The 25,854-nt window shown below is 48.4% G+C and carries 23 protein-coding genes; 4 read left to right on the top strand and 19 right to left on the bottom strand.

The features are described from left to right. Positions 1 to 148: 148 nt before the first annotated feature. Both AC1DF0_RS13635 and AC1DF0_RS13630 read right to left on the bottom strand, forming a co-directional pair. Positions 149 to 1,477, bottom strand: a complete 1,329-nt coding sequence (locus AC1DF0_RS13635) for a helix-turn-helix domain-containing protein (RefSeq protein WP_477574350.1) — start codon at positions 1,475 to 1,477, stop codon at positions 149 to 151. 83 nt (positions 1,478 to 1,560) lie between these two features. Then, positions 1,561 to 3,510: an ATP-dependent DNA helicase gene (locus AC1DF0_RS13630; protein WP_477574349.1), complete on the bottom strand. Its 1,950-nt coding sequence runs from the start codon at positions 3,508 to 3,510 to the stop codon at positions 1,561 to 1,563. A 147-nt stretch (positions 3,511 to 3,657) separates the two neighbouring features. Here AC1DF0_RS13630 and AC1DF0_RS13625 point away from each other — a divergent pair, with 147 nt between their 5' ends. Together AC1DF0_RS13625 and AC1DF0_RS13620 are read left to right on the top strand one after the other, a co-directional pair. Further along, positions 3,658 to 3,987, top strand: a complete 330-nt coding sequence (locus AC1DF0_RS13625) for a DUF5658 family protein (protein WP_442049714.1) — start codon at positions 3,658 to 3,660, stop codon at positions 3,985 to 3,987. 166 nt (positions 3,988 to 4,153) lie between these two features. Next, positions 4,154 to 5,335 carry a voltage-gated chloride channel family protein gene (locus AC1DF0_RS13620; RefSeq protein ID WP_442049787.1) on the top strand — a complete coding sequence of 394 codons (1,182 nt, stop codon included), beginning with the start codon at positions 4,154 to 4,156 and terminating at the stop codon, positions 5,333 to 5,335. 71 nt (positions 5,336 to 5,406) lie between these two features. On the opposite strand, the gene AC1DF0_RS13615 is transcribed toward AC1DF0_RS13620, so the two are convergent. The 11 genes from AC1DF0_RS13615 to sleB form a co-directional block, all read right to left on the bottom strand. After that, entirely contained in the window at positions 5,407 to 6,246 is an 840-nt protein-coding gene (locus AC1DF0_RS13615) for an undecaprenyl-diphosphate phosphatase (RefSeq protein ID WP_442049715.1), read from the bottom strand. Between the two features lie 34 nt (positions 6,247 to 6,280). After that, positions 6,281 to 7,156, bottom strand: coding sequence for a radical SAM/SPASM domain-containing protein (locus AC1DF0_RS13610; protein WP_442049716.1), 876 nt, complete (start codon positions 7,154 to 7,156; stop codon positions 6,281 to 6,283). A 130-nt stretch (positions 7,157 to 7,286) separates the two neighbouring features. Then, entirely contained in the window at positions 7,287 to 7,964 is a 678-nt protein-coding gene (locus AC1DF0_RS13605) for a DUF4166 domain-containing protein (protein WP_442049717.1), read from the bottom strand. After that, a complete protein-coding gene (locus tag AC1DF0_RS13600) occupies positions 7,948 to 8,913 on the bottom strand; it encodes a DoxX-like family protein (protein WP_442049718.1) in 966 nt (321 codons plus the stop codon). The genes AC1DF0_RS13605 and AC1DF0_RS13600 overlap by 17 nt, the downstream gene beginning before the upstream one ends. Before the next feature lie 5 nt (positions 8,914 to 8,918). Further along, entirely contained in the window at positions 8,919 to 9,362 is a 444-nt protein-coding gene (locus tag AC1DF0_RS13595) for a thiol-disulfide oxidoreductase DCC family protein (protein WP_442049719.1), read from the bottom strand. Positions 9,363 to 9,473: 111 nt separating this feature from the next. Continuing rightward, on the bottom strand, positions 9,474 to 10,118 hold the full coding sequence (locus AC1DF0_RS13590) for a response regulator (protein ID WP_442049720.1): 645 nt from the start codon (positions 10,116 to 10,118) through the stop codon (positions 9,474 to 9,476). Between the two features lie 42 nt (positions 10,119 to 10,160). After that, positions 10,161 to 11,498: a sensor histidine kinase gene (locus AC1DF0_RS13585; protein WP_442049721.1), complete on the bottom strand. Its 1,338-nt coding sequence runs from the start codon at positions 11,496 to 11,498 to the stop codon at positions 10,161 to 10,163. A gap of 123 nt (positions 11,499 to 11,621) precedes the next feature. Next, on the bottom strand, positions 11,622 to 11,840 hold the full coding sequence (locus AC1DF0_RS13580; RefSeq protein ID WP_337101356.1) for a cold-inducible protein YdjO-related protein: 219 nt from the start codon (positions 11,838 to 11,840) through the stop codon (positions 11,622 to 11,624). Positions 11,841 to 11,874: 34 nt separating this feature from the next. After that, a complete protein-coding gene (locus AC1DF0_RS13575; protein ID WP_442049722.1) occupies positions 11,875 to 12,963 on the bottom strand; it encodes a lactonase family protein in 1,089 nt (362 codons plus the stop codon). A 328-nt stretch (positions 12,964 to 13,291) separates the two neighbouring features. Then, positions 13,292 to 14,008 carry a DsbA family oxidoreductase gene (locus AC1DF0_RS13570; protein WP_477574348.1) on the bottom strand — a complete coding sequence of 239 codons (717 nt, stop codon included), beginning with the start codon at positions 14,006 to 14,008 and terminating at the stop codon, positions 13,292 to 13,294. A 206-nt stretch (positions 14,009 to 14,214) separates the two neighbouring features. Next, entirely contained in the window at positions 14,215 to 14,871 is a 657-nt protein-coding gene (sleB, locus tag AC1DF0_RS13565) for a spore cortex-lytic enzyme (RefSeq protein WP_477574347.1), read from the bottom strand. 441 nt (positions 14,872 to 15,312) lie between these two features. Between sleB and xerS the strand changes: the two genes are divergently transcribed. Continuing rightward, entirely contained in the window at positions 15,313 to 16,392 is a 1,080-nt protein-coding gene (gene xerS / locus AC1DF0_RS13560) for a tyrosine recombinase XerS (RefSeq protein WP_477574346.1), read from the top strand. Positions 16,393 to 16,412: 20 nt separating this feature from the next. On the opposite strand, the gene AC1DF0_RS13555 is transcribed toward xerS, so the two are convergent. The 3 genes from AC1DF0_RS13555 to AC1DF0_RS13545 form a co-directional block, all read right to left on the bottom strand. Continuing rightward, positions 16,413 to 18,218: an ABC transporter ATP-binding protein gene (locus AC1DF0_RS13555; protein WP_477574345.1), complete on the bottom strand. Its 1,806-nt coding sequence runs from the start codon at positions 18,216 to 18,218 to the stop codon at positions 16,413 to 16,415. Between the two features lie 28 nt (positions 18,219 to 18,246). Further along, complete coding sequence (locus tag AC1DF0_RS13550) at positions 18,247 to 19,995, bottom strand: ABC transporter ATP-binding protein (RefSeq protein ID WP_477574344.1); 1,749 nt, start codon at positions 19,993 to 19,995, stop codon at positions 18,247 to 18,249. Positions 19,996 to 20,386: 391 nt separating this feature from the next. Next, a complete protein-coding gene (locus AC1DF0_RS13545) occupies positions 20,387 to 20,920 on the bottom strand; it encodes an ADP-heptose synthase (RefSeq protein ID WP_442049728.1) in 534 nt (177 codons plus the stop codon). Positions 20,921 to 21,083: 163 nt separating this feature from the next. Between AC1DF0_RS13545 and AC1DF0_RS13540 the strand changes: the two genes are divergently transcribed. Continuing rightward, a complete protein-coding gene (locus AC1DF0_RS13540) occupies positions 21,084 to 22,061 on the top strand; it encodes a YpdA family putative bacillithiol disulfide reductase (protein WP_442049729.1) in 978 nt (325 codons plus the stop codon). A 335-nt stretch (positions 22,062 to 22,396) separates the two neighbouring features. Here the strand turns inward: AC1DF0_RS13540 and AC1DF0_RS13535 are convergent, their stop codons facing one another. Genes AC1DF0_RS13535 through AC1DF0_RS13525 form a run of 3 tightly spaced genes read right to left on the bottom strand, consistent with a single transcriptional unit; the run spans position 22,397 to position 25,843 of the window. Continuing rightward, complete coding sequence (locus tag AC1DF0_RS13535; RefSeq protein ID WP_477574343.1) at positions 22,397 to 23,731, bottom strand: DUF4129 domain-containing protein; 1,335 nt, start codon at positions 23,729 to 23,731, stop codon at positions 22,397 to 22,399. After that, positions 23,731 to 24,873 carry a DUF58 domain-containing protein gene (locus AC1DF0_RS13530; protein WP_477574342.1) on the bottom strand — a complete coding sequence of 381 codons (1,143 nt, stop codon included), beginning with the start codon at positions 24,871 to 24,873 and terminating at the stop codon, positions 23,731 to 23,733. The genes AC1DF0_RS13535 and AC1DF0_RS13530 overlap by 1 nt, the downstream gene beginning before the upstream one ends. A gap of 10 nt (positions 24,874 to 24,883) precedes the next feature. After that, on the bottom strand, positions 24,884 to 25,843 hold the full coding sequence (locus AC1DF0_RS13525) for an AAA family ATPase (RefSeq protein ID WP_477574341.1): 960 nt from the start codon (positions 25,841 to 25,843) through the stop codon (positions 24,884 to 24,886). Between the last annotated feature and the right edge of the window lie 11 nt (positions 25,844 to 25,854).

The raw sequence follows: 25,854 nt of genomic DNA, 5'->3' as shown, positions 1-25,854 counted from the left end.
GTCAAAAATCGTGTTTTCACTCTGAAACAAGCTCTATAACTGCTTATATCATACCGAAAAAATGCCTTACAATGCAAATTGCATGAAATATGTATTTCACGCAATTATTTTCTCTAAAAAAATGAAGGCTTTACGCCTTCGAATAGTCCTATTTAGGTGTTGAAAGAATAGGAACGTAACAGGTTACCGTATGACTCCGTTCTTCATCCGGATTGTAGCGGGCATACCATTTGCGCTCTGTATCGGGTTCATAGGCTTCGGATGATGCGAGCCACAGGTAGATGCGTTCTACTACCCCGGTCATTAATCCGTAAACGCCAGTCGTTAAGCATGCATATAGCCCGCCTTCCAGTCGTGCAACGAGATGTTCATCATGCGGTTTCGATGCGTACTCCTCAGGCAGTGTAATAAATAGTTCGTAGCAGTCGTTGCTGTCGTTCGGAGGAAAGGTGCAGCTCATAAACAGTTCAACCTTGTCCCCAACCTCTACGCCGCTCTGGTTCAGCCAATTAACGGAGTCTTCATTCACCTGAGCGATCCGATTATGACCAACAGCTCGAAAACATATAACCTGAGCTTCTGAGCGCTCAACGATTTCAATACTTTCTAATTGTTGCTTGCGTCTAACAGGCAGGTAGAGCTTCAGTCGCAACCTTTTATCGCCAAAATGCTGAAATTCATCGACTAAACGTTGCTCCCCAAGCTCGAATGTACTTCGCGGCAGCCAGTCCGACAATAAACGATTCCAAGCTTCAACGATTGTTGTATCGGACTTAGCCGTAACGCGGGTTGCAGCATACAATCCGCCCTCCCATTCGATAGGAAATAGATCAGGTGCATCCGCATAAGCCGTTTCCTTCGTTCCGACGGCCATCAGTTGATAGCCAAAACGATGAGGTTTGTCGTTAATATCAACGTTCCAGCCGAATATTCTCAATGGATTGCTGTCAAGCTGGCATTCAGCAAGCCGCATTCGGAATTGCCGCAGTGCATCGGTTTCCAATCCATCCTCCCGATCGGCTGTATACAAGTAACCGATTCMTTTCATGGAGGCGAGTCTAATGACCTTTACGTCAGAAAACCGTTCGGATATTTCGCGCTCCTCCATGTAATTCACAATTTCATGGAGATTCATTTTCTCAAAGCTGAAGATCATTTCCGCTTGCCGATACTGGCCAGGTGTCATTCCCAAGCAGCGCTTAAACGCTTTAATAAAAGCTTGATACGTATCAAAGCCAGTCCGAAATCCAATGTCGTTAGTCGGAAAGTCGGTGTAGCGAAGTAAAATTGCCGCTTCGCTAATTCTTCGTTTGCGAATGTACTCTTTGATGGGATGACCGGTCGTTGCATAGAACATTCGGTACAAATTGGGCAATGACATGGAAGCCGATTTGGCAATTTCCTCAAGCGCAAGTACCTCGAATAATCGTTCTTCGATATAATCAATGGCACGCTGAACCGTATCCGCCGTATTCATCTTATCCCCCTATTCATTCCGCGGTTGAAAAACCCCTGATCCTGTCCGGAAGATTCCGAAACGTGAAAAGGGGTTTTGGCTTTTTAGATCGTTTGGGTGTTCACGCCTGCCGGCAATACATGCTTGACTTGCTCGCGAACATGCTCGCTAGCGAGCATGTCGCCGAAGATGACAATAGAGCCGCTGTCTTCGCGAGTACGTATCAGTCTGCCAATTCCTTGTCTTAAGCGAAGCAGCATGTAGGGCATATCCACCTCGTCGAACGGATTAACCGCATCTTCCCGACGTGCATCGAAGACAGGGTCGTTCGGAGGGAACGGCAAATCCCAGATGATGACTTGCGACAATGAATCACCGGGTATATCGAGTCCTTCCCATAGCGTAACCGCGCATAGGATGCTTTCGGTCTTCTGCTGGAACTGGGCGATGATATGGCTAATCTCAGCCGAGCCTTCGTAAAGGAACGGATACTCGCATTTGTGACTTCCACCATCTTGCACGGATTGTTTGAAGCGCTCAAGCTGCTCCATTGAAGGGAACAAAATTAATGAGCCTCCCTTGGCTTCGCCTAACTGCCTAAGAGTGCGTTCTACTTTGCTGTCGAAATCAATCTCCGTATCCATGCCTTGTATGAATACGTCCATTTGCTCGGCATATTCGTAAGGCGAATCAACGGAAAACGATAACGGATCTTCAATGCCTAAGATTTGCGTCATATAGTCGAAAGAACCATCTACGGACAGTGTGGCCGACGAGAAAACGATCGGCATTTGAAGACCGAACACTTGCTCTTGCAGCACTTCCTTCACCCACTTCGGCATAATGACGAGCGATATGCCTTCCTTATCTGTCGTAACCCAGCTAATCGGCTGTTCCTGCCGCTTGTACAGCGACAAAGCGAATTGGAGCATCTCGATATGCTCCTCAACGATCTTCAATTGATATTCGTCGATCGTAAATAGGCCGCTTTCAAAAACGAGCTCTTCTTCGATCTCGGACATCATATCTTGGAACCGGTTCACCTGTTGCAGCAGCTCGGCGTTCCAAATGATCTGCTTGCGATTCGATGCCTGCACACTGCGGCTGTTACGTTCAATCAGGGAAAACAGGTGCTCGCTCTGGGTTAGCGCGTTCTCAATCGCATAGGCTAACGATTCCCGAATATCATCCTGCAGCAATCTTGTAATGATACTTTCGAATACATGATGGTTCAGCTTGTACGTTAACGCCTGCTGTGCAGCCGTTTCAAGCAAATGTCCTTCATCGAATACGACTGAGCTATGCGGTGGAAGCAGCGGCAGCTGACCTTCACGCTTGCGCGCCTCAAAGGTCCATATATGCTCCATATAGAAGTCATGCGAACAGATGATAAGATCGGCCGCCTTGCGATAGTCATCGCGGGACAACGTCTGGCCGCAGCGATGTCTTCGATCGCAAACGAGGCAATCCTGGAACACATCCCAGCCGACCTTGCCCCATTGCGAATCGTTTAACTCCGGATATTCCTTGCGATTGCCGTACGGATGGAACGACTGCATCGTTTCCGGCTTGTAGACGAACGATGGCAGCTTACGGAATATGTCATCATAAAGCTCGGCTTCGCCGTCGAAATCACTTCTCGCATCATCCAGCTTATTCAGGCATAAATATTGATCCTGCGACTTCGCCATTCTAGCATCGATTGTTAAACCGAGATGACGCGAAAGCTTGGCAATATCGCCTTCCGGCTTTAGCAACTGCTCGATGAGCGATTCGTCGGCGCAAGCGATAATCGCCGGCTTTCTCGTATAGCGCGCATAGCTGAGCGCATATAACAAGTAAACGAATGTTTTGCCCGTTCCAACGCCTGCCTCTGCGAAAATCGTTTTTTTATCCGCATACGCTCTCTCCAGCTGAAACGCCATATAAATTTGTTCATCGCGCACTTCGAAGCCGGCTTCGGGCAGCTTCTCGTAKAAAACATCGGCAATCCAGTCGCTTGCCTGCTGAATGTAAGGCTCTTTGGGGTTAAATTCGAAAGGGTAATTATTCACTTCTACTTGTCTCCAATGGCTGCTTGTATAGTTGAACTTTTACTCCATAATGCAGCACGCTACCATCCATCTTAGGATGGAAGTCGCTGCACTTGGACGATAATAATAAAAATGTTATTGCGGATATTGATGCAAGGAGGATATACAATGAACGTTTCGACTAGTAAATCAACTCGCATGATGTTCATTGGTCTGCTTGTGTGCAGCATAACGGATGCGATATTTACGGATGTAGGCTTGCGGCTTCAGCTCATTGAAGAGCTTAACCCGCTAGTCAAACATATTTACGAAACGAATCGGCTCAGCTATTACGGCATCAAGCTGCTGCTGCCCCTCCTTTTACTGTTCCTCTATCCGCGTTTGAAGCCGTATAGATGGATTCACGCTTCAATTTCGGTCACGTTTCTCATCTATTTGGCTGTTAATGTGTATCATGCGCTTTGGCTGTCGATCAGCCTTAGCAAAGGACTGTTCTAACTATACCATATTCGATTTGGACATGTCGGTGTATAATAGCAGATAGCTGCGAGAATGTACAGGTTCTCACAAATAATTGTGCTAGGAGTATATTCCTTTGTCCTCTATTCGAACTAAACTACAATACGCGATTAATCGTTTCACCCCGCTAGGCGTTGCTGCATATATGCTTAAATGGGTATTGCTCGCCGGCATTGTCGGGGTGCTTGCCGGTTCGGCTTCGGCATTATTTCTAAATGGCTTAGAGTATGTCACGGATACGAGACTAAGCCATGGCTGGCTATTGTGGCTGCTGCCGTTCGGCGGTGCTGCGATTAGCTATCTATATATGAAATATGGCGGCAAGTCAGGCAAAGGAAATAATCTTATATTGGAGCAAATTCACAAAGGCGACGGCATCGTTCCCTTGCGTATGGCTCCGTTTGTATTGATAGGAACGTGGACGACGCATCTGTTCGGCGGCTCCGCCGGCAGAGAAGGAACGGCTGTCCAGATGGGCGGCAGCTTGGCGGAGTGGATCGGCAAATGGTTTCGACTGCAAGCGCCGGACCGTAAAATTGTTTTAATCTGCGGAATCGGCGCCGGCTTCGGTTCCATTTTCGGTACGCCTCTATCCGGCACGGTGTTCGGCCTTGAAGTGCTGGCGATCGGATTGCTTAGCTATGAAGCGCTGCTTCCTTGTTTTATTGCTAGCTACACGGGCCATCTTATCACCACGGCATGGGGAGTTACACATGTTCATTATGCAATGGGAGAGGTGCCTGACCTACAGCCAATGGTGCTCTTAAAAGTCGTCATCGCTTCGATTTTATTTGGATTAATGGCATTAACTTTCATCAAACTGACACATGCAATGAAGGCTTGGTTCGGAAAGTTGTTCAAGCATGCGGCTCTCCGCAGCTTCATTGGCGGCTTCATCATCATTGGTTTGGTCTACGTGGCCGGATCGAGAGCATACATCGGTCTTGGCATCCCGCTCATGCAGCAATCGTTCGAGGAAGCTGCATCACCGCTCGCTTTTATATGGAAAACCGTATTTACTGCCATTACGCTTGGCGCGGGCTTCCAAGGCGGCGAGGTTACGCCATTATTCGTAATCGGCTCGACGCTGGGCAGCTCGCTTGCTGCACTGCTGCAGCTGTCCGTCCCTTTTCTCGCTGCTATCGGCTTCGTATCCGTATTCAGCGGAGCAGTCAATACACCTCTTGCCTGCTTCATTATGGGCATTGAACTGTTCGGCGGCGAGGGCGCGATCTACTTGTTCATCGGCTGCATCATCAGCTACCTATGCTCGGGCCGCTCCGGCATTTATTCAGCTCAACAACTTGGCATCGGCAAGCCCAAATGATAATCCGAAAAGTGGCGGTCACAGGAATCAGTTCCCGTAACCGCCACTTTTCTCATGCCATCAACCCTGTTTTAGAAATAAACGATATAAATAATTGCTGCGAGCACGATACGGTAAACCGCGAACGGGACAAGCTTAATCCGATTAATGAGCTTCAAGAAGAAGCGGATCGAGATCAAAGCGAATACGAAAGCCGCAATAAAACCAGCAATAAAGTATGGCAGATAATCGAGCGTGAAATACTCCCAATTCTTAGCAAGCGACAGAAGGCTCGCACCCGCCATGATCGGAACGGCCATAATGAACGTGAAGTCCGCCGCTGCGCGATGGCTTAGTCCGAGTAAGACGCCGCCGGAAATCGTCGAACCGGAACGCGAGAAACCCGGCCATAACGAGACACATTGTATAAGTCCCACGCTGAACGCTTGCTTGTACGTAATTTGATCGACCGTCTCGACCTTCGGACGCTTAGGTCCGAATTTGTCTGCGATAATCATGAATACGGCGCCTATAACCAGTCCTACAAGCACGGTGCGGATGGAGAACAGATGCTCATCAATGTAATCGTCGAATAGTAAACCAAGCACACCTGCAGGAATAAGCCCGGTAATGACATGGCCCAGCTTCAGACGGCGACCGCCCTGCTCTCCCCCGTTCTCATCTCTCTTTCCTCTGCGCAAACCGAGCATCTCAATGAATCGTTCACGGAAAATAATAAGCACAGCCAGGATCGAGCCTAGCTGAATGACAATCTTGAACGTATTCGCCACATACTTTGTTAAAAACGCCTCGGAATGAAGCCACATGTCATCGACGATAACCATATGTCCGGTGGAGGATACAGGAGCAAACTCCGTAAGACCTTCTACAATTCCCAAAATAATCGCCTTGATAATCATTATGAAATCCATGATGCACGCATTCTCCTATCTTCTCATCTCTCTATTATCCGAACCGCTTGCGATAACCGCACTTGCGGCACAGCTCCTCTACAGCCTCACGACGCGAGAAGCCGTCATACAGCTTCGTTGCGCGTTCTCCCTCCACGATGTCTGAGAAATGCCCATCGTGAATGTTGCCCAGATTAATGACCCCTTCGCCGTCAAGACAGCAAGGAATAACCGTTCCGTCGATCAGGACGCCAGCTTGATTGCGGAGCGCGTAACAGAACCCTTTCCCATCGTCCTCAGGCGCATTCAAATCCGGCCAATCGAATTCGGGATCTTGGTTCAAATATATACGTTCAGCAATCTTCACTCCCGTGCCTGGGATGAACTGCTCGTCGATCCTATAATCCAGATCGAACGCCTTCTCAATCATCGCAAGCAGCTCACGATTGCGCATCTTCTGCAGATTGGTTTCATTATCCATGTCGAGATTCCACAGACGGAACGAGATGATAATGTTGCTGCTCGCTACCGCTTCCTTCACGAAACTTAATATTTCTGCGAGATAACCTTCTTTATCGGTTGAGCCGGGATGGCCGTCGAAGCTATGAAGCGAGAAATTCATTTGGCGCAATGCCGGCTTGTTTATAATCTTAGGCTTGGCTTTCTTAATGAGCGTACCGTTCGTCGTAATATTAACCTTGAAGCCCTTCTCATGGCTAATATCGAGCAGCTCCTCGATCTTCGGATGAAGCAGCGGTTCGCCCTTCACATGGAAATAAATATAGTCGGTATGCGGTTTTATTTGATCGAGCGTCTTCTTGAAATCTTCCACTTGCAAGAAACCTTTCGCGCGCTGCGTTGGCGGGCAGAACGTGCATGAAAGATTGCAAATGCTCGTTGTCTCGATATAGAACTTCTTGAACCTCTTCATTAGTAATATGCTCCATTCGTATATAGCAATGGCTGACAGCTTGCGAGTGCTGAAGCCCTATTCTGTGTAGTCTATTGCCATTATACAACGTTTACTAGGAGCGTGACAAAAAAGGATTATTAAAAAGCTGTTATTCGCGGCTTTCATTGCGAAGCGGTTTAATACCGATTGGAATGGCTTCCTCGTCCGTGGCTATGAATGAAGCCTGGAATGCACCCTCGTAACGAAACACCGTCCCGAGCAGCTTGTTGCGTACCTGTACCGTAATTCGATAGCAAGCCTGCTCGTCATCATACCATTCGCATACATCGGCGAAGCCCGTTAGCAGACTCGGGAAAACAAATTGCAGCTTTCCCTCATAAAACCGCTGCTCACCGGAGCAAATGCGCAGTCCGCCGTTAGGTGCGACCGACAGCTCAAGATCGACCGCTAAATGCTGCTTGTTGCCTAGATAGTCAACGATCGCTTGACGGCGCTTGCTGAATACCATTGTCGCATCAAAATGTCTAACGATTCGCGGGAATTCGAACTTGCGGATCCAAGTTACCGTCTCTCTGCCCGAAGGATCGACATATGCGTAGTTCTCTATCGTGAACGGAATGTTGCTCCCGCCATTCGGAAACATAATATGACGGAACGTGCCTAGAAATAACGGCAGCAGCGCCCACTTGGAGTACCAGATTTGTTTCATAACGCCATGTCCGATCGACGCCTTACGATCGCAGCTGCTGAACCCGAACCGCTGCTGGATGCGCGGGTGAAGTTTGCCAAAGTCGGCTCCAAGCGCTTGTTCATATATGGACTTCATGGACTTTCCCCCTTCCCGACTTACGTGTTGCAGGCGGTTTTCTAATACATCTGGCTGCACTTGGAAGGAAGTTTCGAGTCTTGTAGGCTGCGAAGCAGCAAGCAAGCATGGGCAGTGACACGGTAACGGGGTTAAATGGGGATTGCAGCATTTCGGGATAGACGATACAGATCGGAACCGTTAACAGAAGCAATAATGCAGCTTGTAGTATGGAAGACCATGCGGAACGATGACCGATCGCAGCGGCTAGACCAAGGAATAGCTCGAGTACTCCGAGCACGCGGATCATCGGCACTTCGTAGCCTCCGAACATGCCCGTATGCTGCATAATATCGAACTCTCCGCTTGTCTCTGTATAGAATAGCTTAGGAACAAGACCCATATAAAACCAAAGCGATACTAATGTAATGACACTTGTATAATGGACAAGAGCTCTTCCCGCGGTGACGGACGGCGGAATACGATGCTCCAGCCATATCCGCAGACGATCGAAGCTCCAAGCCGTCGCGAAGCCGAACAGCGGTCTAAACACGGCGGTATCGAATAGCTTACCTAGGAGGCCGAAGCGGGTTTGATAGTCGTATAGAGTGATGAACTTTACGATTCCATCCCCTTCAGGTTTGTAGCTCCAATATCCCCCGCCTTGGCTGATCAGAGACATAGCTTGTTCCGAGCGGAAGGAAAGCGTCGATAGACGAGTTTCTTTCCCGTCTTTCCCTGCTTTCTCTTTGCTCGTCGTTATTCCCGTCCCTTCAATCTGCAGACCAAAGCCAATTCGCGTACGATATTGAAAATGTTGTTCAGCCTCTTCTTGTTCACGGGGCAAATAGTTAATCTCAGTGAATCGCAAATCCCATTGCTGGTGCAGCTCGGGCTGCTGTGTATGAACCCACAGTTCTTCCAACGGCGCTTCAATATTCAGCTCTACGTAGATCGGCTTCCGCTTCACAACGTTCACTCCTTGTCATTGTTTATAAGTGGTTCATCGATAAACCGCTCGCGCAAGGCTGCATTCGGCAGCAGACAGCTTTCCGATCTGCCAAACCAACGATAGCGATTGCTGGCGATGAAGCTATACACGACATTTCGAATTGGCGCAGGTACGATAATGAACGGATAGAGCAACGGCCACAGGCCGTTCAACTGGCCAAGTACTCTCAAGGCGGCTCCCGACTTCGTATAATAACGTCCGCCGCGGATGAATACGAACGTATCCAGGTCGTGGAGCGGAAGACCGCCCTCAGCAAGCAGCTGCTGTCCGATCTGCGATTGAAGCGAGGCGAATTGGAACTTAGCCTCCTTGTCGCGCTTGATGACGAACTTCGTGATGGCGTTGCATAGGTGACAATGCCCATCAACGAGCATGATCATTGGTTGTTTCAGTTTATTGTCGCTCATCGTGTTCAACCCTCTCTGCTTGCTTCTATCTTAATGCTGACCCTGCATCACAGGGCAGACCTAACTTTTGTAGTACGATCGACAAAGGGGTACTACGATTTGTAGTACCCCTTAGTTTTTATTGCCGTCTGATTCATCCATTAGACCACGTTTCTTCACTTTCTCGATCGCTTCCTTGCTGCTTTTGACACCAAACTTTTTGAGCATTTTGTTAACCTGATTTTTGAGCGTGCTTTCCGCTTTATACAGCTTCTGCTCGATTTGGCTCTGCGTATGCCCGGTTTCAATAAGCTCGAACACTTCTCGCTCGGCCGGAGTTAAGTCTTTAAGCTGCTCTTCTCGTTTGAGTCTGGCGAACTCCTTAAGCAGCGCCTCCATTGGGGCTGGGTAGAGGTGGGCATTCCGAATCGTCTGCGGCAGCTCCTTGAACTGGGTTTTCTCCAAATATTGAATCGCTCCAGCGGTGAAAGCTTTCGTCATCGATTGTTCATCATTTAATGACGTTAACATAATAATCTTCGCCGACGTCAATCCGTGCAATTCCATCGCGGTCTGAATGCCGTCAAGTCTGCTGCCAGCCAGCTGTATATCCATTAATATAATATCGATCTGCGTCGTCTGCGCTCCTCGTACCGCGTCATCGGCATTCGTGGCTGCACCAACAACGAGAATATCCTCTTCTCGGTTCAGATAGGAAGTGATTGCTTTAATCCAATCCGGATCGTCTTCAACGACGTACACCTTGATATGATTCATCTTAGCACCCTCCTGGCGCGCGCGTTCTGCTTAGCCTGACTCTTAACCCATTCGGACTACTTTATGGCGGGGAAAATAAAACGATACGGCAAGTCCGCCTCTCTCCCCGTTCGCAAGCTTCACGCTGCCGCCGCTTTTCGCCATCACATTGTAGACATACGATAAGCCAAGACCGAAGTTTTTGCCTGATTTGCCGCTGCTGTAGAACGGATCGAATACTCGGTTCAGTTGCTCCGGCGGGATACCTTTCCCGCTATCTTGAATCGTAAGCACGACTGCGCGTTTGACAGCTTCTATCTTAATGTTTATATTTCCTTTACCATCCGCAGCCATTGCTTCACATGCATTCGTTAACACGTTGCTGATCGCTTCAGCCAAGTGGAACGGATCGCATACAACGACCGGCTTAACCTCATAACTGCTTGCAACTTCCACATCATATTTTTGGAAAAGACCGCTGTGATGTACGATACATTGCTCCATCAGCTTATCGAGCCGGGTCGATTGCTCCTGAAGCTCGATCGTCCTCATTTGATTGTGAATGCGCGATACGATGCCCAGCATATGCTCGGTCGCATTTTCGATAATTAGCATATGCTGCTGTGATTGCTCGCTGACTACGCTATCGCCGGTGTAGATGCTTTTCAAATTTTCGGTGCTTATGGCGATTTTGCCAATCTCGTTCTTAATGGAATGATTAAGCAACGCCGTACCTGAGCTGACCGCCTGCATCGTGCTTTGAAGCGGGTCTTGCTCGAACTTAAGCCTTACGCCAAGCACTCCGTACAGAAACGTACATAGCAGCGCCAGTGCGAAGGAATAGATCATAAATACTGAAATGTATTGAAAGAAATCAAAAGATGGATAGATCACTTTAGCAACGTAGATAAAGATAAGAACGCCTAGCAAGGGCGGCACGATGATCAACATCGAGATGAAGCGATTTCGTTTCATGCGAGCATCTGTTTCTTGCCAGAACGACGTAATCAGCAGGTAACAGGTCATTAAATAATAAGGTGCGCTGCATAGGAGCAGTACGATATAAAAGAAACTGCGATTCGGCATGGTATATTCCAGAATAGCCATAATAACTGAAGGAATAAGCAACAGCAGCTTCGCCTTTCTATTGCCTCTCCCCGTACGAAGCTTGTCCGCATACAATAAGCTGAATATAAGAACGCCGTACGGTGTTATCGTATAGTTTAATAGCTGAACAAGTCTAGCTTCATGTAGAGCATTGTGACTGACTAGCCAATCTGTAGTACCGCCAATTGCAGCGAAAAACAGGAAAAACGATGCCCAGCGGCTTGATTCGCTGCTTCGATTGTTTATCCATACAATAATGGCAGCCAGCAGCAGCGCGGCAAAATAAAATAACATGACGTTGTACCGTCCTTATTTTTCGAAGAATAACTTTATCCTACCACAGATTGGAAGCGCTGAGAACGATAAAGCCCAGCCGCTTAGTGAAAGGGCTGGGCTTGCTAGGCTCGTATAATTAATTTAAAAGTCGGATTTAGGCTTGCGCGGCTGCGGCTTCGCTTTGTTCTGTACCGCTGGCAGATGTCTCATGCTGCGAAGCATCGGCCCTTTGCAGATCGGGCATGCTTGCTCAGTCGCAGACGCGAACTCATCTCTTACCCATGCTTTGCAGTCACTGTTTTTGCATTTCCATATTTTCGTCGGTTTAAGCTTCGGTTTTGCTTCATCGCTAGTAGTCACGCTTGTGTAATCCCCTTTTTCATTTCAATGCTCTCTATACGGTTATATATACGGGTTGAATGCATACCGGCTTGGATACCGATACGTTATTTCCTGTGAACGTAAGCTCCCCGCTAGGTTGATCTACGGCGAACGTCGCAATATTGTTCGTGTCGCGATTCGCTGCGAGCAAGTAACGTCCACTTGGTGTTAATGCAAAATGACGCGGATGTCCGCCTTGAACGGAAATATGCTGAATCGTCGTCAGCTTGCCCGATTGCTCGTCTACCGCATAAACAACGATACTGTCATGACCACGGTTGGAGCCATACACATATTTACCGTCATTGCTAATTGTGATTTCGGCACAGGAATTGTCGCCTTCGAAGCCTTCAGGCAGTGTCGATACCGTCTGAATCGTCGATAACTGACCTGATTGAGCATCATAGGCAAATGCGGTTACGGTTGAATCTACCTCATTAATGACATACGCATAGCTGCCGTTCGGATGGAACGTCAGATGACGAGGTCCTGCTCCAGGATGAAGTGCTACTTCCGCTACAACAATCAGTTTACCAGCTTCCTTGTCTACCTTGTAAGTGACAATTTTGTCCAAGCCTAAATCTTGAATGAGCAAATAACGTCCGTCCGGGCTATAGAACGAGGAATGCGGATGCGGTCGGTCTTGCCGCTCTGGATGAACACTGCTGCCTGTATGCTGTGCTACGTCCAGTTTCTCTCCGATAAGCCCATCTTCTGTTAGAGCATGTAAACCAATCATTCCTCCATGATAGCTCGTAACTGTGGCAAATCTTTTTGAAGCATCCAATTGAATATGGCATGTCGTTGAATCGACCGTTATAGCACGGTTAAGCAATGTTAGCTTGCCTGCAGCTCCGTCGATGGCGAATGCTGCCGCTTCCCCAACCTTACGRCCATCCTCCATCGTTGTCTCCGAAATGGCGTACAATCGATTGTGTTCTGCATCCACTTGAACAAATGTTGGATTTTTTAATCCCGCATATTCGTTTAATAGCGTTAATTGTCCGGTTTCTTCATCAAAAGCATACACGTAGACTCCGCTTTCTTCGGCCTCCGAATAGGATCCGGCGAAGACAAGCAAGCGCTGTTGCTCTGCACTCACGTATTATTCCCCCCAAACCATTTAACAAGCACGTTCCCTATTATAAGTTGAATATCGCAGCAAAACAAATCTTGACGGCGATCAATTTATGATTATTGATCGCTGCTTCTGTCTTCCGCCCTCTTCGCTAATACCCATAATCGTCCCGACCATTCGATTGTATCGCCGACTTGTATGCCCGAGGCGAGCTTCTGCAATGCTACTTTGCTTATCCTTCCATCACAATTAATTTCTGCGCAGTCAAAAAACAGACGGCTCACTATCGCCGTCCGCTTTATTTGACATTTGCTGTTGTTCTGGTCTGATTCAGTAGGATCGATTCTGTCCATTACGAGCGTTTAGCGTCTGGCGCGCATACACCATCCGTACATAATACATCATCATCCCCATCAACTTGAACGAGCGTCGGATGTTTTTCCTCCCAAGCTTTGATCAAAGTACTAAGGAAGGTTTCAGGAGATTGCGCTCCGGATACTGCATACTTACGGTCAAATACGTAGAACGGAACGCCTCGTATGCCTAGCGTACTGCCTTCGTCTTCTTCACCGCGCACGGCGTCCGCATAGTCGTTAGACGCAAGTATTTGAGCCGCAACTGCTGCATCAAGCCCCACTTCTCCCGCAAGCTGAGCCAGTGTCTCATGGTTGCCGACGTTGTCATTGTCTGTGAAATGCGCTTTGAATAGTCGCTCCGAAAGCTCCTTGTCTTTGCCCTGTGAAGCAGCGTAATGCATCAGACGATGCGAGTCGAACGTATTCGTAACGATTTGACCGTTAAAATTGAATGTGAGACCGACTTCTGCTGCTTGTTGCGCGACATTCTCCGTATTCGCTTTCGCTTGTTGAATCGACATGCCGTATTTTTTGGAAAGCATTTCAAGCGTACTAATACCTGAATTCGCATCCGCACCTGGATCAAGCTCGAAGCTGCGGTATACGACTTCGATATTCTCCTTATGCTCGAACTTACTTAATGCCATTTCGAATCTTCTTTTGCCAATATAACAGAACGGACATACATAATCCGACCATATTTCTACTTTCATTGTTTGAAGCACCTCCGAATAATGGTTGTAAAATCACTTAATATCAAAACGAGAGTTACTTTCATTATAACCTATTCATACAAAATTGCGAACCTTGAGAATTGATATTCCAGCTTTGTTTACATAATTATGTTTATGTCGTTATTGTGAGTTGCCGAACATAAAAACAGCGTCTAGAGATTATTAATCTCTAAACGCTGTTCATTTTAAACTGCGAAAATATGGCGGCCAATCTTCAGTGTCTGTTGTCTCGACCAGATCCACTTAGATGTAGCGGTATCCGGGTTAAAGTAGTACAACGCGCCATTAGTCGGGTCGTTGCCGCGAATCGCTTCCAATGCGGCTTTGTATGCCGTCGAATCCGGCTTCATATAATATTGCCCATCATCAACAGCAGTGAAAGCGCCTGGCTGTTCAATTACGCCTTGAACCGTATTCGGGAAGCCCGATGCGGCAACACGGTTCATCACGACAGCTCCGACTGCGATCTGGCCTTTATAAGGCTCTCCGCGCGATTCTGCATAAATGATACGAGCAAGCAGATCAAGCTCCTTCTGATTGACGGATACTTTCTTCAGCGTCTCCCACGTTTGTTTGCCGGCAATGCCATCCACCGCAATGCTGTAGTCCTTCTGGAATTTCATCAATGCATCGTACGTATCATCGCCAAAAAACATCGTAATCGAGCTGTCGAAATAACCTAATGTTTTCAGTCGGTATTGCAAGTCCGGTACGTCAGGACCAGTGCTACCGTACTTTAATGTTGCCGGAGCAGCCGCATTCGCTTGTGTTGTTGGTATCGCTAGAGCGAGCATAATACCGATCAATAATGCCATACTATAGTTAATCAATCGTTTATTCATCGTTATGAATATCCTCCTTATTCACCGAATCGTTTATCGTTCCAATCGTGTAAAACGATCATCGGCCGTTGGTTTTTACGAGTGTAGCATAAGCTCTTGATTAAATGTAACCTCAATCTAGAAATTACATATATTTACTAGTATTCATTTTTCTCATTTATTGATATAATTTCACGTCGTTTATGAGGGCATATCCTTAGAGCCCCAACGGTTTAGGCAAATAGGAACATACAGGCGCATCGTCCGGCTTAGTCGGATGCTGTGCCTTATTTAATTTTGCGTTTCGCGTTGTGACTTGGCGAGGTGATTGCTACAATATAGGAGATTCGAAAGACTACTTATAAAGAAAATCGGACACGAGTTTCGTGTGATAACATAACAATAATTATGTAAACTTTATATCATTAATAATTAAACACGTGAATTGAGGGGTGCAAACGAATGAACATCATTAAGCAAAAAGACCGGTTGGAGCTCGACAAAAAAATTCTCACTATGCCCTGGTTCATCGAAAAATTTATCAACTATAAGCTGCCGGACCTGTCCCCCTCCTCGTTGCTTGAATACATCCGAGACTATGATACTTTCCTGAGATGGTTGATGGCTGAAGGCTTGTCCTCGGCAAGCGATGTCAGGCAAGTAACACTGCTCGAGCTGGAACAGCTTCATATGGACAGCATCGACGGCTATCGGATGTTCCTGTCTACCTATAAGGAAGAGCGTAACAGCAAGACGACGATCTCACGCAAGCTGTCCTCCCTTCGCTCCTTGTTCCATTACTTAAGCCAAATTGCCGAGGACGAGCAGTTCTACCCGTTATTGAAACGGAATGTAATGGCCAAAGTAACGATCAAGCGGACACATAAGCCGAAGGATACAGCCGCCAAGCTAGAAGGAAAGCTGTTGCAAGAAGAAGAAATATCGGAGTTTATGTACTATGTGCAACAGCAATACGAGACGGATATCGCTTCTAATAAGCAAGCGCTGTACTCCTATGAGCTGAACAAAACAAGAGATGCGTGCATAATCAGCTTCATCCTGCACTCAGGGCTTCGCGTGTCCGAACTCGTTAATTTGAATGTGGACGATGTGGACGTGAAGAAGAAGCTTGCTCATGTGTACCGCAAAGGACGCAACGACGATAACTTTAAGACGCCGGTCTATTTTCGCCAAGAAGCGGTAGAAGATTTACAAGCGTATTTACAGCTGCGTGAGACGAGATATAAAGCTCCTAAACGTGAGAAGGCTTTGTTTTTGGCGATCGCCAATGGCAAAAACGAAGGTGCGAGGATGACAAAACGTGCGATCCAKGAGATGGTTATTAAATATGCCAAGCGTTTCGGCAAGCCATACTTATCTGTCCATAAATTAAGGCATTCGTTCGCAACGGACTATTATCTCCGTAACGATATTTATAAAACACAAGAGCAATTGGGCCATGCCTCACCGGAAACGACACAAATTTATGCGCATCTCACCGATAAGACGATGGCCCTTGCCATTGATCGAACGAAAGAATAGGAATAAGTGCAGCAGATTAACTAACTCGTCTGCAAAATAACGGATTCCTGCATCGACAGCTGCGTCAACACGAGGTTCGCATACAGCCCGCCCTGCTTCATTAGCGCTTCATGCGAGCCTTGTTCCGCAATACGGCCGTCCTGTACGACGAGAATAATATCTGCGTCTCGTATCGTAGATAACCGATGAGCGATAATGAACGCCGTCCGTCCAGCAAGCAACGTCTGGAGCGCTTCCTGGATATGCTGCTCTGTCTCCGTATCGACGCTGGATGTCGCCTCATCGAGAATGAGGATGCGCGGATCGGACAACAATACCCGTCCGAATGCAAGCAGCTGTCGCTGTCCGACCGACAGCTTCGAGCCTCGTTCCTCCAACTCTGTTGCATAGCCGTCCGAGAGCTGCGCGACGACACGGTCTAATCGTACGCTCTCCCCCGCTTTGCGAAGCTGTTCATCAGTCGCATCCTCGTTACCGTAGCGCATATTTTGCTCCACTGATCCCGCGAAGATGAAAGAATCCTGCAGCACGATCCCCATTTGCTTGCGCAAAGACTCCAGCGTTGCATCCTTCACATCCATACCGTCAATTCGAACGCTGCCGTCAGTTGCGTCATAGAAACGCATGAGCAGATTGACGATCGTACTCTTGCCAGCGCCGGTTGGACCGACGAGGGCCACCCGTTGCCCCGGCTTCACCTTAAAGCTGACGTCATGAAGCACATCAGGCTTACTCTCTTCATAACGGAAGGAGACATGCTCGAACTCCACTCCTCCTGCTATTGGCGGCAGCTCGCGGGCGTCGCTGCTGTTTTTCACCTCGGAGTCGGTGTCCAATACTTCAAATATACGTTCCGCGGATGCCATAGCCGAGAGCAATTGACTGTACACCTTCGACAAGGCGCTGAGCGGGCCCCAGAAACGCCACAAATAGTTGATGAACGCCATAATGAAGCCTAGCGACAAAGCGCCGTCGATGACGCGAATAGCGCCGAACCAAACGACGATACAAGTGCCGATCATCCCGATCATCTCGACAAGCGGATAGACAGTCGATTCAAGCGTAATGGCGCGCATGAACGCTTTCTTATTACGCATGTTGATTTCGTTGAACCTGTCGTTATTTTTATTTTGGCGCGAGAACGCTTGAACGACGCGTGTTCCTTGGATCGTCTCGTTCAGGTTGCCGTTGATTGCGGACATCGTGGAACGCGAACGCGACCAAGAGCCCTCGATCTTCGGCCTGACTTTGGCAACGATTAAATACAATAAAGGCATCATAACGAACGATAGGATGGCAAGCTGCCAATCCATCCAGAACAAGATGATGACAATGCCGAGCAAATGCGTGACTTCCATTACCATCGTTATTAAGCCGCCGTTGATCAACTCGCCGATGGCGTTCGTATCATTCGTTATCCGCGACATAATCTTGCCTGCCGGACGACCGTCGAAGAAACGGAACGACAACGATTGCAGATGATTGAACAGCTGTTGACGCAAATCGAATAAAATCCGTTGGCCGGTGAAGTTAATCCATCTTGTATGCATCCAGCTGAACAGCCAGCTTATGATTCGGATGCCGAGTAATGATGCCCCTAACGCGGTAATGACGGCATAGTTTTTGTCTCCAATGCCTTTATCGATCAAATAAGCGAGTATAATCGGCTCGGATAAGCTTAGCAGCATGTTGAGCAGTACAATGACAACAACTAAGCTCATCAGCTTGCGGTACGGATATAGGTAGCGCAGCATTCGCCGCATATATTTCATATTAAACGGTTTTTCCTCGATATCTTCATCCATATCCCATTCGACTTGACTCATGAAGCACCTCGTTTCTTAAGTAAAATGGTTATTTATGCAGCGCAATCTGCTTCTGACGGTTGAATAGCTGGCTGAAGAAGCCGCCTCGCTCATTCAGTTCCTTATGCGTGCCTTCTTCGGTTATGCGTCCGTTCTCAAGTACGATAATCCGATTCGCATGCTGAATGGAGGACAAGCGCTGGGCAATAATGAATGTCGTCCGCCCTTCCATAACCTCCAGCAGCGCTTCGTGAATCGCCGACTCGGTTGCGGTGTCAACGCTTGCCGTCGCCTCGTCCAGGACAAGGATCGGCGGATCCATGAGGATCGCGCGCGACAGCGCTACACGCTGACGCTGACCGCCGGAGAGACCAACGCCTCGTTCACCGATGCGCGTATTGTAACCGTCCGGCAAACCGACGATAAAGTCATGTATTTGCGACTTTTTGGCTGCATTCTCGATCTGCTCCTGCGTTGCATCCGGGCAGCCGTATGCGATATTATCACGAATTGAAGCAGAGAATAGGAACGTTTCCTGCGGCACAATGCCGATGCTCTTGCGCAAGCCATCGAGGTCGTAGTCTTTGACATCAATGCCGTCTATGAGCACCCGTCCGCTTGCCGCGTCATAAAATCTGGACAACAAGCCGATCAAGCTGCTTTTGCCGGAACCGGTCGAACCTAATACGCCGATAACCTCGCCTCGATCAACCGTGAACGATATGCGGTCCAATATCGGGCTGTCCTTCTCTTGATCTTGGTCGTCGAAATAAAAAGAAACGTTGTCAAACACAACATTGCCGCTCATGCCGTCAGTTGAAGCACCGTTTGCTGGCGATTCGATATCGACCTTCGTGTCTAACACCTCGAACACGCGGGGAGCTGCCTTCATCGCCTGTTGCATAATGTTGATCTGCCAGCCAAGCATGTTGAGCGGCCATATAATTCCCCATGTGTACCATTGGAACGCCATGAACGTTCCGAGCGTCATCTCACCTTTCACGACGAAGATAGCGCCGATCCATATCATGAGCACGAAGGTAAGTCCGCCGTAAAAGCCCATCTGAGGGAAGGCGCGTGCCTCCAGCTTGGCGCGCTCCATGTTCGTCTCGAAGTTCTGTTCGTTGCGCTCGGCGAACTTCCGTTCCTCAACCTTCTCTGTAGCGAACGACTTTACAACTCGTATACCCGAAATATTTTCCTGAAGCGTCGTTGTTAACCGTCCCATCTGCTCCCGTATATTACTCCAAGCTGGACCGACTTTATGATTGAATCTCCACAGTACGAATAAGATCAGCGGAATCGTCACAAGACTTATCAACGTAACCTTCCATTGCATCGACATCATAAAGATGACCGTTCCCAAAAAAGTAAGCATGCCCGTAATGAGATTCATCGCCCCGAAACCGACGAAGTTTTTGACCGAATCGATATCCCCGGTCATTCGGGACATTAATTGCCCCGTCTGAGCACGATCGTAATAGGAGAAAGATAGCCGTTGCAAATGCGCATATAATTCCTTGCGTAGCTGGAACACGACATTTTGCCCGACAAGCTCCTGCGAATAGCCTTGTACGAACATCGCTCCGCTCTTAATCGCCTGTACGCCGATGAGCGAGAGCGTCAACCAGAAAACGACAGACATATCTTTTTTGTCGATCCCCTTATCGAATATTTCCCTGAGGATCCATGGCGCTACTAGATCGATCAGTGTTGCTACCACCATAATGGTTATTGCGGTTACGACCCATTTGGCGCTTGGCCTTACGTAGACCATAATTCTCATAAGCGTTTTCATTTCGATTTTGCCAACCCCTTTCTGAGCAAACCCTTATACTTTCCTATACGTCAAAAAGACCGCAAGCCGTAGATAGGCTCGCGGTCTTCGTATTAACGGCTGACAGCATAGCGATCTCGCTATATGGTCACCGCTTTGCGAAGGCAGGCCGGTCGGCATGTTTGAACCATTGGTTGGGACTGATTCGACAACGCGATGTTACGGCCTTGCTCACCAACAGTCCAATTAAACATACGATGACCCCCTTCTTCTTTAATTACGGTAGTATTGTTTTCTAACCCAACCAAATCTTAACACCTTGGCAAATAGATGCGCAAGAGGCTAAACAAAAAAAATACGCCTTGACAGCCGCCCATCATTCATTGGCAAGCGGCCTCCAGCGCTTCTTCTTTTATGGCTCGTTAGACATTTCCAAATCTTCAGTCGATATGCCTTCTTCTACCGCAAACTCGAAATCCTCTATATCATAGACCTGCACCGGAACGCCTGCTTCGATGAGTCGGTCTTGAAATTCGAATTGATCGGATAAGAGCGGAATATGGAGCTTTATGCCTGTGAGCAACAGCTCGGTTTCGATCGGGTCGAACGTCTCTCCATAATGCGCATTATCTACCCCATGCACAACCGTAAACTGGATCATCTCATTCAGGAGCAACGGCGAGCTCTCGCGCCATGGCACTTGCATCGCCTTCTCTATCTTCTTGCGGTTGAGCGGATCCTCGAAGAAAGCGATGAGATCGTTAATCTTCGCTTTAACGTGACCGTCATCATCCGGATCATCCATGACCGGATCGGCTCCGTCCCGCATCTCATATAATTCGGCAATCGAAGAATAAGGAACGACATAATCTATGGGCCGACTCGGTACGAGCAGATGCCCATACGTTGCTACTAATACTGCTTCTATCACAAAACGCCGCTGCATGCTGGCTCCTCCTCACGTAAGAACGGTTACACATTATTATACAATATTCCATTGCCTGTACAAGAGAGTCAAACGCCAAATTTGCATAAACACGGTTGACCCAAGTAAAATGATCGATAGATAAATAAAGATGACGACTGGTTTCAGGAGGGAACATCATACGATGCAGAAGGAAGAAGCTATCATTATCGGAGCAGGTCCTTGCGGTTTAGCTGCGGCAATAGAGCTGCAGAGAATCGGCTTGAATCCGCTCACCATTGAGAAGCGGAATATCGTTTATTCTATTTCGCAATACCCGACCTATATGCAATTTTTCAGCACCCCTGATCGGCTGGAGATCGGGGACATCCCTTTTACGACGGCTAGTGAAAAGCCATCACGTCTTGAAGCGCTTCATTATTATCGTGTAGCTGCTCAGCGCCATCAAATACGCGTGCAAGCCTATGAAACGATCAAAAGCATTGAACGCGAGGACGATGGCTTCATAGTCAAAGGTGAAAATCGGTTCGGCGAACCGCGTGCTTATTTCGCCCGCTACGTCATTATCGCTACAGGCTATTTCGATAATCCGAACGTTCTCGGAATACCCGGCGAAGAGCTTGATAAAGTGAGCCACTTCTTCCGCGAATCCCATCCCTATGTCGGCATGCAGGTCGCCATTATCGGCGGCAGTAACTCGGCCATCGATGCTGCACTGGAGCTGGAACGTGTTGGAGCTAAAGTAACGGTTATTTATCGCGGTGAATCTTACTCCTCCAGCATCAAGCCATGGGTTAGACCGGGCTTCGAGAAGAAAGTGGCTCAAGGACTCATACAAATGCGATTCAGCTCCACGGTTACAGCCATCGGCAACAATGACATTACGATACAAGGACCGGAAGGCGCCGAGCTCATTCCGAACGATTTTGTCCTTGCGCTTACCGGCTTCCACCCCGACCGCAACTTCTTAACACAAACGGGCGTAACGATGGAAGCTGAAGGTTATCCGACCTTTAATGAAGCGACGATGGAGACGAATATTCCTGGCATTTACCTCGCCGGCGTCGTAGCTTCCAGGCACGAAGCGAATGAAATCTTTATCGAATCAGGCCGTTATCACGGCAACAAAATAGCAGACCATATCATGAGCAAACGGGACTAACCCAGCTCGCATAATACAAATATGGCGGTGCCGGGGAAGTTATCCCAGCATCGCCATTTCTGACTCTCGGTCTATTGCCGTTCTCGTATCAGGAAACGCCGTAATCCCCCCGTTGAGGTTGAGTGGATTTCATCCAGTCAAATGGGCTAAATAACATCAGATCAGCAGTTTGATTGGATTTCCTACAGGCTAATGCGGTCAGTTTGATGGAATTGAGCTGCAAGAGTGAATTAGGCTGTATATTTTCCACTCAAAAGTGATTGACCAACGTTCAACAGTCTGTTTGGCTGGATGATTTCCACTCTAAACAAGGAAAAATACTCGTACGTTACCCACTACTGTATATCGAGCTTCCGCTTTAGATCAGCTACCGTCTCGTCGCTTGGTGACTTGTCACCGTAACGAACAGCTTCATAGACATCGATAAGCGGTGATACATGTTCAGATGCAATAACGGTTTGTTTCTTCTTCTCCATATCGGCAGCCGTTTCACGAGGTGTCAAGCTAGGAATGACCGTATAGCCTGTCTTCATTCCGCCACTCAGCAGTCTCTTGTACAAATAACGAATCCGCTCGGCGTTCGACTTCAGATCCTGCCAGCCAGGCTCCTTGTCCTTCCCTCGAAGGCTCAATCTCCGCAGCGAGCCGTTTAGTTGATCCTTCAGCTTTGTATACGACATTAAGCTTTCGACTTCATCCGAATAGTTCGCGTCATCACCTTGTCGATCCGCGCTTCGCTCCCATATCTTTGAGATGAAGGACTGAACGAGCCGATACAGCTTTTTACCTAAGTAATAGAGCAGGAAACAGACGACTACAATGACGAGAATCGTTGCAGCGATCTTCAATATCTGCTCCAATAGAACGACCCAATCAGCAGGAGGCTTGGTCTCGGTCTGAGGCAATGCCGGCGGCGGCGCTTCACTAGGCGGCTCGCTCTGCACCTCGTTCTCCCGAGGTCGATTCATCCATTCCATAATCGAATCGATGATTTGCTTAATGAAGCGCTCGATAGCATGTTGAATTTGCCTGAACATCGTTATTATGGCTATGACCACGAGCAGCAAAACGATCCAAAGCCGATTTTGACGCTTGAAATCAAGCGTTGTCTTCGATTTGCCCGTGTCGGCTGTCTCCGCGCCAATATGTCTCTCATTCGCAATAAAGAAAAACAAAATTACGGCCGCAATTCCGCAGCAAATGAGCACGACATTATAGGAGGATAGCTCTTTTAACAAAAAAAGCTTGAGCGGCTGAACAGCTATATATACGCATACGGCTGTTAACAGCTGCGAGTTTGGAAAAGAATTGTACCATCCACGTATCGTCGATGCCATGCCTCGATAGGCAAAAACAGCACCAATGAGGCTGCAGATCACGACAGGTACTGGGCTTAATGCTTGTTCAACAAGCAAGAAAGTTAACACCGTTAAAAATAAACCTAAGCCTGCTGAAAGCAGCAGACGATATATTCTTCGCTTGATCGGCTTTGCCCCTATTATGGCGGAGCCAGCCCAATAACCGATACCTAACGAAACGCTCCAAGGCCAGACGGCGCTATCGCCAAGCGTGTATACGGCTGCGGTTAAGACGAAAGGCAAGAAAAATAGAAGCTCCACGTAGCCTTGGACGAGGGATGCCATCGAGCCTGAACGCATCATAGACTTCATTAAGCGATCACCTCTTCCGCTTGCCCGCTTGCAGCTTGATTCGACCGTTCTGAGCTGCGCTTATCAGATGGGTCGGTTAAGTGCCACACAGCAACGGCATTTCCGTTGTACCGCAAATGCTCCGCCGCCTGCTCCAGCGACTCATTCCAATATGCGGAGATGACCAGAATATCCATATCGTGCATTCCGCGGGCTGCCTCCGTTTCCAACAAACGATCGAATAGCTCCGTTCGCTCGATCTCCAGCTTGGCCATGTTCTCAAATATAGTCATAAGCTGCTCGTGGCCGCCTCTTGGCTCAATGCGAACGCTGTCACGCTCCCCGAATAACGGCATATTCGTCGCGAAGCCCACTTCGCTTCCCTCTGCGATAACGGCTTCAGCAGCACCGGCCGCCCACTCGATGCCTTGTTCAATGAGCGCATCATTTGATACCGAACGCCACATTCCCTCCGCATCGTCCACGTTCAAATAAATCATTAGCCGGCGGTCGGCGGTAAAGTCATGCTGATGCACCTGCAGCTTCCCCGTCCTCGCCGTCGCTTTCCAATTGACCTGCTTGAAGTTGTCGCCAGGCTGATATTCTCTAACGCCCGCTATAACGAACGGATCGCTGACGATCCAGCGCTTGACCGTTTGCTCGCCCTGCCAGCTATGATAGGGCAGCTCTTGTACAGGTACTTGTGCCGGCTTCGGATAAACGATCAGCTCGCTCGAGAGCGGAATCTGTCGCGATGCGCTCGTAAGCCCAAGCAAATCGCCGCCCGTCAGCGTCACGGTCTGAAGACGATACCAGCCTCTTCTCGCACAAGTGAAGCGATGTTTGCGAGTCACCTTCGTATACGGCCGGAAGGTGAAGAAGCTCTTATGATTCTGGGAGAGCTGCCCGCTGCTAACCGCAAAGTTGTCATCGTGCTGGAATCGCAGGAAAGCGGACAATTGCGATTCTACGCGCAGCCAAGGAACGGGCAGCCACTTGCTGTTGGAGATCTGCTCGACCAGTTCAACCTGCTCGCCGCGATAGCTTGTCTTTTGCTGAAAATGTCTTTCATAGCTAATATGCTTAAGCGCATATCGGCGAAATACACGGCTCTGTATGAATAAAATGATAACAGTGGCGACAATGAACCAAAATAATAGCATCGCCTGCCGCCTACTTCACAGCTAAGCCGGCTTCCGCTGGCACGGGCGTCTGGCGAATAATATCATCTATAATCGCCTCCGCATGGTTATGGCTGCGCTGCAGACCGCGCAAAGCAAGACGATGCGCAAGAACTGGCCTAGCCATCGCCTTAATATCGTCAGGCGTTACGAAATCGCGGCCGCGAAGAATGGCATGAACCTGAGCGGCGCGCAAGAGCGCTTGGCTGCCGCGAGGGCTGACGCCGATCGCGACCTCTTCTCTCGATCTTGTCTGTTCGACAAGTCGAAGCAAATAACCAAGCACGTCATCCGAGATCGTTACAGCCGTATAAGTCTGCTGAGCCTGCACAATAGCGGCTTGCTCTGCAACAGGCTCGAGCGACTGCAACGGATCATTGTCTTTGAACCTTTTTAACAGACGTATTCCCTCTTCAGTTGTCGGATAGCCCATCTTTATTTTGAACAAGAAACGGTCTAGCTGCGCTTCCGGCAGCGGGAACGTACCGTGGTGCTCGACCGGATTTTGCGTCGCAATGACCATGAACGGCCGTTCAAGCCATTTTGTTTCTCCGTCTATGCTAATCTGCCGCTCCTCCATACATTCGAGAAGACTTGATTGTGTGCGCGGAGTCGCGCGGTTAATCTCATCCGCCAACAGCAGATTTGTGAACAATGGTCCGGAACGGAACTCGAATTCGCTTTGCTTCTGGTTATAGAAATGAATGCCGCTTAGATCCGACGGCAATAAGTCCGGCGTGAACTGAATCCGCTTGAATTGCAAAGACAATGACTTCGCTAGCGACTTGGCCAGAAGCGTTTTGCCTGTTCCCGGCACATCCTCAAGCAGCACATGTCCTGATGTGATTAGTCCAATCAGCAGCAGATCGATTACTTCTTCTTTTCCGATAATGACGCGGCCGATGTTGCTTCTAACGGTTTCGGCTAATTGTTTGACAGATTCGAATGACATGTACGCAGCTC

Source organism: Paenibacillus sp. 05T425, from assembly GCF_056396205.1.
The sequence above is the reverse complement of the archived record's forward strand: the minus strand, read 5'-3'. Positions and strand labels throughout refer to the sequence as shown.

Bases quoted from the DNA above. Each gene is read 5' to 3' on its own strand.
- AC1DF0_RS13620 (WP_442049787.1), top strand. From the start codon at position 4,154: ATGCTTAAATGGGTATTGCTCGCCGGCATTGTCGGGGTGCTTGCCGGT.
- AC1DF0_RS13595 (WP_442049719.1), bottom strand. From the start codon at position 9,362: ATGAGCGACAATAAACTGAAACAACCAATGATCATGCTCGTTGATGGG.
- AC1DF0_RS13615 (WP_442049715.1), bottom strand. From the start codon at position 6,246: ATGGATTTCATAATGATTATCAAGGCGATTATTTTGGGAATTGTAGAA.
- AC1DF0_RS13545 (WP_442049728.1), bottom strand. From the start codon at position 20,920: ATGCAGCGGCGTTTTGTGATAGAAGCAGTATTAGTAGCAACGTATGGG.
- AC1DF0_RS13535 (WP_477574343.1), bottom strand. From the start codon at position 23,731: ATGAAGTCTATGATGCGTTCAGGCTCGATGGCATCCCTCGTCCAAGGC.
- AC1DF0_RS13525 (WP_477574341.1), bottom strand. From the start codon at position 25,843: ATGTCATTCGAATCTGTCAAACAATTAGCCGAAACCGTTAGAAGCAAC.
- AC1DF0_RS13555 (WP_477574345.1), bottom strand. From the start codon at position 18,218: ATGAGTCAAGTCGAATGGGATATGGATGAAGATATCGAGGAAAAACCG.
- AC1DF0_RS13585 (WP_442049721.1), bottom strand. From the start codon at position 11,498: ATGTTATTTTATTTTGCCGCGCTGCTGCTGGCTGCCATTATTGTATGG.
- AC1DF0_RS13530 (WP_477574342.1), bottom strand. From the start codon at position 24,873: ATGCTATTATTTTGGTTCATTGTCGCCACTGTTATCATTTTATTCATA.
- AC1DF0_RS13550 (WP_477574344.1), bottom strand. From the start codon at position 19,995: ATGAAAACGCTTATGAGAATTATGGTCTACGTAAGGCCAAGCGCCAAA.
- AC1DF0_RS13610 (WP_442049716.1), bottom strand. From the start codon at position 7,156: ATGAAGAGGTTCAAGAAGTTCTATATCGAGACAACGAGCATTTGCAAT.
- sleB (WP_477574347.1), bottom strand. From the start codon at position 14,871: ATGAATAAACGATTGATTAACTATAGTATGGCATTATTGATCGGTATT.
- AC1DF0_RS13590 (WP_442049720.1), bottom strand. From the start codon at position 10,118: ATGAATCATATCAAGGTGTACGTCGTTGAAGACGATCCGGATTGGATT.
- AC1DF0_RS13605 (WP_442049717.1), bottom strand. From the start codon at position 7,964: ATGAAGTCCATATATGAACAAGCGCTTGGAGCCGACTTTGGCAAACTT.
- AC1DF0_RS13625 (WP_442049714.1), top strand. From the start codon at position 3,658: ATGAACGTTTCGACTAGTAAATCAACTCGCATGATGTTCATTGGTCTG.
- AC1DF0_RS13570 (WP_477574348.1), bottom strand. From the start codon at position 14,008: ATGAAAGTAGAAATATGGTCGGATTATGTATGTCCGTTCTGTTATATT.
- AC1DF0_RS13540 (WP_442049729.1), top strand. From the start codon at position 21,084: ATGCAGAAGGAAGAAGCTATCATTATCGGAGCAGGTCCTTGCGGTTTA.